The organism is Streptomyces sp. NPDC058751, assembly GCF_042746485.1.
In the GTDB taxonomy this organism is placed as follows: domain Bacteria; phylum Actinomycetota; class Actinomycetes; order Streptomycetales; family Streptomycetaceae; genus Streptomyces.
Genome location: NZ_JBHYPZ010000074.1, coordinates 24,117 through 31,316, shown reverse-complemented (window position 1 = coordinate 31,316; position 7,200 = coordinate 24,117). Strand labels below are relative to the sequence as shown.

4 protein-coding genes are annotated in these 7,200 nt (G+C 72.9%); 3 read left to right on the top strand and 1 reads right to left on the bottom strand.

The window, feature by feature from the left end; translation table 11 throughout:
- From ACFW6B_RS39790 to glgB, 3 genes are all read left to right on the top strand, one after another.
- The coding region (locus ACFW6B_RS39790; protein WP_386604572.1) for an alpha-glucosidase C-terminal domain-containing protein at positions 1-324 on the top strand (324 nt) is incomplete at its 5' end.
- Positions 325-585: 261 nt separating this feature from the next.
- The gene (locus tag ACFW6B_RS39785; RefSeq protein ID WP_386604570.1) at positions 586-1,992 is read left to right on the top strand and encodes a phosphotransferase; all 1,407 of its coding nucleotides are present in this window, start codon (positions 586-588) and stop codon (positions 1,990-1,992) included.
- 47 nt (positions 1,993-2,039) lie between these two features.
- Positions 2,040-4,538: a 1,4-alpha-glucan branching enzyme gene (gene glgB, locus ACFW6B_RS39780; protein WP_386604568.1), complete on the top strand. Its 2,499-nt coding sequence runs from the start codon at positions 2,040-2,042 to the stop codon at positions 4,536-4,538.
- Positions 4,539-4,761: 223 nt separating this feature from the next.
- On the opposite strand, the gene ACFW6B_RS39775 is transcribed toward glgB, so the two are convergent.
- Positions 4,762-7,077, bottom strand: a complete 2,316-nt coding sequence (locus ACFW6B_RS39775; protein WP_386604580.1) for a HelD family protein — start codon at positions 7,075-7,077, stop codon at positions 4,762-4,764.
- Positions 7,078-7,200 lie beyond the last annotated feature (123 nt).

Sequence of the window (7,200 nt, the reverse complement as noted above, 5' to 3'; positions counted from 1 at the left end):
CGCATGATCGAGATCCGCAAACAGAACAAGGCCTTCGGACTCGGCTCCTACACCGAACTCCCCTCCACCAACCCCGCCGTCCTCGCCTTCCTGCGCGAGGCACCCCCGGACGAGGCCGGAGAGGACGACGACCTGGTGCTGTGCGTGCACAACTTCTCGCGCTTCGCCCAGCCCACCGAGCTCGACCTGCGCGCGTTCGACGGCAGGCACCCCGTCGAACTGATCGGCGGCGTCCGGTTCCCCGCCATCGGCGAACTGCCCTACCTGCTGACCCTCGCCGGCCACGGCTTCTACTGGTTCCGCCTGCGCAGGGAAGCCGTCTAGCGACGAGCCTCCCCCGGTCCGGGACGCCGTCCCGCCGTCCTCACGCTCCCCGGCTCCGGTCCCGGGGGCGCGAGCGGGAGTGAACGGCGCGAGGGTGTCCAGGTCTGGTGTCACACACCGGAATTGGACACCCTTGTGCCGTGTCCGCAGGAAATCTCCTGGACAGACCCGACCGAAAAGGCCCCCGGCAGGGCGGTTTCCACGGCTGCGCCCGGGGCACGCATGAATAACCCCCCGCCCCCCGGGGAAAGGACGCGACCCATGTCGGAAGCCGTCACACGCACCGCGCCTCCAGGTCCCGGCCTCCTGGCGTCCCTGGACCCCCTGCTGCGCGACTGGCTGCCACGGCAGCGCTGGTTCGCCGGCAAGGGACGGCCCGTCACGGGACTCTCGCCGGTCACCGCCACCGAGCTGCTGCCGGCGAAGGGCCCGCTGGGCCTCTACCACCTGCTGACGCGGGCACACCAGCCGCCCGCACCGGGCGCCCCGTCCGTCCCCGGCGACTGCTACCAGTTACTGATCGGCGTACGCGAGGCGCTGCCGCCCCGGCTGGCCCCGGCCCTGATCGGACACCTGACGGAGGGACCGCTCGCCGGACGCACGGTGTACGAGGCCCTGTACGACCCCCAGCCCGCCGATGTCCTCCTGGAGGCCCTGCGCTCCCGGGCCCGCATCGGCGGGCTGCGCTTCGAGCGGGACGCCGGCCAGGAGATACGGTCCGGTCTGGTGCCGCGGATGATGACCGCCGAGCAGTCCAACTCGTCCGTGGTGTACGGGGACACGTTCATCCTCAAGCTGCTGCGCCGGATCGTTCCCGGGATCAACCCCGACCTCGAACTGCCGATGGCCCTGGCCCGCGAGGGCTGCGCCCGGGTCCCGGCCCCCACCGCCTGGCTGCGGACCGAACTGTCCGGGCAGCCGTACGTCCTGGGCGTGCTCCAGCCGTTCGTGCAGGGCGCCTCGGACGGCTGGGAGCTGGCGCTGCGCGAGCTCGCCAAGGGCGAGGACTTCACCGCCGAGGCGCGGGCGCTGGGGCGCGCCACCGCGGAGGTGCACACGGCGCTGGCCCGCGCGCTGCCCGTGGTGTCCCTGGGCCACGCCCAGGTGCGGCCGATGGCCGACGCGATGGCCGAGCGGCTGGACGCCGCCGCGCGGGCGGTGCCCGCGCTCCGGCCGCACGCGCCCGGCCTGCGGACCGCGTTCGAGGCGCTCGCCGACCTGTCCTCCGAGGGCCACACCTGGACGGCGCAGCGCATCCACGGCGATCTGCACCTCGGCCAGTGCCTGCGCTCCCCGGACGGCCGGTGGTCGCTCATCGACTTCGAGGGCGAACCGTCGAAACCGCTCGCCGAGCGCCGGATGCCCCAGCCCCCGGCACGCGATGTCGCGGGCATGCTGCGCTCCTTCGACTACGCGGCCCACTCCGTCCCCCCGGTGCCCGGAACCGTCGGGACACCGTCGGAGGCCGGCTGGGCCGACACCTGCCGGGCCGCCTACTGCACCGGATACGCCGAGGCCGGCGGCCTCGACCCGCGCACGGATCCCGTACTGCTGCGCGCCTTCGAGACCGACAAGGCGGTGTACGAGGTCGTGTACGAGGCCCGGCACCGCCCGGACTGGCTGCCGGTTCCGCTGGCGGCGGTACGGCGGCTGGCCGCATCACCCTGATCCCCCTGTGCCCGCCCCCAGTTCACCCGCCCGAGGAGGCCCCGCCCGTGACGCCCCGCCCCCGGTCCGAGGACACACCGAAGAAGAACAGCGCGAAGAAACCGGCCGCCGAGAAGAGGACCCCCGCCGAGCGTCCGACGGCCGGGAGGAAGGCGGCCGGGAAGGCACCGGCCGAAAGGCCGGCCGGGGGCCGGGAGACGGCCGGTCCCGTACCGGCCGGGAGCCGTCCCGAGAAGCCCGGGAGCCGTCCCGAGAAGCCCGGGAGCCGTCCCGAGGAGCCCGGGAGCCGTCCCGAGGAGCCCGGGAGCCGTCCCGAGGAGCCTGGGAGCGGTCCCGTGCCGGCCGGGAGCGGAGCCGTGCACGCCGCTGCCGGTCCGGCGGACCGGCAGCGGCTGCTCGACGGCACGCACCACGATCCGCACGGAGTGCTCGGCGCCCATCCGGTGCCGGGCGGCGTCGGCTTCCGGGCCTTCCGCCCGTACGCGCTCGGGGTCACCGTCGTCACGGACGGCCTGCGCGCGGAACTGCGCGACGACGGGGACGGCTTCTTCTCGGGGATGCTGCCGCTGCGCGCGGTCCCGGACTCGTACCGGCTGCTCGTGGCCTACGAGGGGACGGTGCTGGAGACCGAGGACGCGTACCGGTTCCTGCCCGCCCTCGGCGAGCTGGACCTGCATCTGATCGGCGAGGGCCGGCACGAGGAGCTGTGGCGGGCGCTCGGCGCCGAGCCGATGGAGCACCAGGGCGTCGCCGGGACGCGGTTCACCGTGTGGGCCCCGAACGCCCGCGGGGTCCGGGTGGCCGGCGGCTTCAACTTCTGGGACGGCACGGGGCATCCGATGCGGTCGCTGGGCTCCTCCGGGGTGTGGGAGCTGTTCGTTCCGGCGGTCGGGGAGGGCGAGCTGTACAAGTTCGACATCACCCGGCCCGACGGGTCCCGCACGCTGCGGGCCGACCCGATGGCGCGCCGCACCGAGGCACCGCCCGCCACGTCGTCGATCGTCCACGCGTCCCACCACGAGTGGCGGGACGCGGAGTGGATGGCGAAGAGGGCGGAGCGGCCGGTCCACGAAGCGCCGTTCTCGGTGTACGAGGTCCATCTGCCGTCCTGGCGGCCGGGTCTGACCTACCGTCAGCTCGCCGACCAGCTCCCCGCCTACGTCGCCGACCTCGGCTTCACCCACGTCGAGCTGATGCCCGTCGCCGAGCACCCCTTCGGCGGCTCCTGGGGCTACCAGGTCACCGGCTTCTACGCGCCCACCGCGCGCCTGGGCACCCCCGACGACTTCAAGCACCTCGTCGACTCCCTGCACCGGGCCGGTGTCGGTGTCCTCATGGACTGGGTGCCCGCCCACTTCCCCCGCGACGAGTGGGCCCTCGCCGAGTTCGACGGCCGCCCGCTCTACGAACACGCCGACCCCCGGCGCGCCGACCACCCCGACTGGGGCACCCTGGAGTTCGACTACGGCCGCCGCGAGGTCCGCAACTTCCTCGTCGCCAACGCCACCTACTGGTGCGAGGAGTTCCACATCGACGGCCTGCGCGTCGACGCCGTCGCCTCCATGCTCTACCTCGACTACTCCCGTGAGCCCGGCCAGTGGGTCCCCAACGAGCACGGCGGCCGCGAGAACCTGGACGCCGTCGCCTTCCTCCAGGAGATGAACGCCACCGTCTACCGCCGCAACCCCGGCGTGGTCACCGTCGCCGAGGAGTCCACCGCCTGGGACGGCGTCACCCGGGCCACCCACCACTCCGGCCCGGGAGGCTTCGGCGGGCTGGGGTTCGGGCTGAAGTGGAACATGGGGTGGATGCACGACTCGCTGGACTACGTGTCCCACGACCCGGTTCACCGCAAGTACCACCACGACGAGATGACCTTCTCGATGGTGTACGCCTACAGCGAGAACTACGTCCTGCCGATATCCCACGACGAGGTCGTGCACGGCAAACGCTCGCTGGTCTCCAAGATGCCCGGGGACTGGTGGCGCCGGCGTGCCGACCTGCGCGCCTACCTCGCCTTCATGTGGGCCCACCCGGGCAAGCAACTCCTCTTCATGGGGCAGGAGTTCGCCCAGGGTGCCGAGTGGTCCGAGGCCCACGGCCCCGACTGGTGGCTCCTCGACCCCTCCTACGGTGCCGAAGCGGACCACCGTGGCGTCCGCGACCTCGTCCGCGACCTCAACGCCGTCTACCGGGACGAGCCCGCGCTGTGGGAGCGCGACACCGATCCGTCCGGCTTCGCCTGGATCACCGGTGACTCGGCCGACGACAACGTCTTCGCCTTCCTGCGCCACGCCGCCGACGGCACCCCGCTCCTCGCCGTCTCCCACTTCTCCCCCGCCGTCCGCCACGACTACCGCCTCGGCGTCCCCGATGACGTGCCGGCCTGGCACGAGATCCTCAACACCGACACCGCCCGCTACGGGGGCGGTGACGTCACCAACCCCGACCCCGTCAAACCGGAACCGACGCCCTGGCACGGCCGCGCGGCCAGCATCCGGCTGACCCTGCCGCCCCTCGCGACGGTGTGGCTGCGGCCCGCCTAGGTCCTGTCGTCAAATCCCCGTCGTCCGCCCGGAGGGCGGGCCCGGCGACGTCAGGTGCGTGCTCTCGGCGTGCCGGGCCCCGGCCCTCGTACTGGATGTACTTGGGTCGGGGCCCGGTACGGCGAGAGGGCGTGCATGGCGTCGCCGGGCAGACGGGGATTTGACGACAGGGCCTAGGGCGTGTCCGGCCCCGGTGGAAGACGCCGGGGCCGGACGTGGACGGTCACTCCAGGCCGGTGCCCCGCAGCGAGGCGGGCAGTTCGCCGGTGTACAGGACGCCCAGCGCCTGGGTGGCCCGGGTCAGTGCCACGTACAGGTCGCTCGTCCCGTACGACGCGGGCTCGACGACCAGGACGGAGTCGAATTCGAGGCCCTTGGCCTGCCGGGGGTCGAGGAGGACCACCGTGCGGGTGAGGTCCGGCTCCCCGCCCGCCGTCACCCCGTCCAGCCGGGCGGCGAGCGCGGGGTGCAGGGCCCGCGGCGCGATCACCGCGAGCCGTCCCTCGGCCGGGGTCAGCTCGGTGACGGCCCCGGCGACCGCGCCGGGCAGGTCGCCCCCGGCCTCCCTGGCCCAGGGCCGTACCCCGGTGGACCGGACGGAGCGCGGCGGCTCGAACCCGGGGCGCTCGGCCCGCACCACACCGGCGGCGACGTCCATGATCTCGGACGGGGTGCGGTAGTTGACGCCGAGCCGGGTGTGCTCCCAGCGGTCCTCGACGTACGGGGAGAGGATCTCCTCCCAGGACCCGACCCCCGCCGCCTCGGCGGTCTGCGCGGGATCGCCGACGAGGGTCATCGACCGCGTGGGGCTGCGCCGCATCAGCAGCCGCCACGCCATCGGCGACAGTTCCTGCGCCTCGTCCACGATGATGTGGCCGAAGGCCCACGTCCGGTCGGCGGCGGCGCGTTCGGCGGCGCTGCGGTGGTCGTCCTCCTCGTGCCGCTCGGCCATCCGCTCGGCGTCGATGATGTCGTGCGCGGACAGGATCTCGGAGTCCTCCTCGTCCTTGTCGTCGAACTCGTAGGTCCGCGAGGCGTAGGAGACGTCCAGGACGCCCTGGGCGTAGGCGATCTGGGTACGGCGTTCCCGGTCGGCCAGCGCGCGTGCGACCCGGTCGTCCTCGCCGAGGAGTTCGGCCGCCTCGTCCAGCAGCGGGACGTCCCCGGCGGTCCAGTCGCCGACCCGGGTCGAGGGGCGGTGGACCGCCGCCGCGTCCTCGTCCGGGAGGTAGCCGTACGGATCGGCCAGGAAGTCGGCGACCAGCCGCTGCGGGGTCAGTCGCGGCCACAGCAGGTCGACGGCCGACCAGACCTCGGGGTTCTCGGCGAGTTCGTCGCGGATCTGGGTGATGTCGCTCGCGTCGAGGAGGTTGGAGCCGTCGAAGGGGTCCGTGCCGATGCGTTCGGCGAGCATGTCGGTGAGCGTGTTGAGGATGTGGCCCTCGAAGTACTCGCGGGCCGCGTTGTGGGGCAGGCCGGCCGCGCGGGTGCGTTCCCGGGCGACCCGGACGAGGCCCGCGTCGAGCATCAGGACGTCCCTGTCGTGCTCGACGGCGATCACCGGGTCGGGCAGGGCCTGCCGGTCCCGGACGACCTCGGCGAGGACGTCGGCCATCCCGGCGCGGCCCTTCACCGCGGCCGCCTCCGGGGTGTCGGCGGCCCTCGCGTGGACGCCGGGGAAGAGCTCGCCGACGGTGGAGAGCAGCACGCCGGTCTCGCCGAGCGAGGGCAGCACCTCGCCGATGTAGCCGAGGAAGGCCGGGTTGGGGCCGACGATCAGGACGGCCCGCTTGGCGAGCAGTTCGCGGTGCTCGTAGAGCAGGTACGCGGCGCGGTGCAGGGCGACGGCCGTCTTGCCGGTGCCGGGGCCGCCCTCGACGACCATGACGCCCCGGTGCGGCGCGCGGATGATCCGGTCCTGCTCGGCCTGGATGGTCTGCACGATGTCGCTCATCCGGCCGGTGCGGGCCGAGTTGAGCGCGGCGAGCAGCACGGCGTCGCCGGTGGGGTCCTCGTGTCCGGTGCGTTCGCGGTCGCCGAGGTCGAGGATCTCGTCGTGCAGGGAGGTGACGTGCCGGCCCGCGGTGCCGATGTGCCGGCGGCGGCGCAGGCCCATCGGGGTGTGTCCGGTGGCCAGGTAGAAGGGGCGGGCGACCGGGGCCCGCCAGTCGATGAGGACCGGGGTGCGTTCGAGGTCGTCGGCGCGGATGCCGATCCGGCCGATGTGGTGGGTGACGCCGCCGGGAGGCGCCCCTTCCACGGGTGCCAGGTCGATGCGGCCGAAGCAGAGCGAGCCGTCCACGGCGTTCAGCGCGGCCAGCAGTCCCGAGCGTTCGGCGACCAGGACGTCCCGTTCGAGCCGGGCCTGCATGGGGGTGTTGCCCTGGGCGAGCGCGTCCTCGACGGAGGTCTCGGTGGCGCCGCGCAGGGCGTCCACACGGGCGTACAACCCGTCGATGAATTCCTGCTCACTTCGCAGTTCATCGTCGGGGAATTCTGTGTGCGACCCCTTGTTTGACAATTCTTCTCCCACCCGGATATACTGCGCCTACTGAACTTCTTCGCGGCTTCCCTTTTCAAAGTCGCGAACCATTGAATATACGCAGAGAAATCCCCCGGGCGCAATTGCCCAGGGGATTTTTTGTGTGCCGGACGGGTCTTC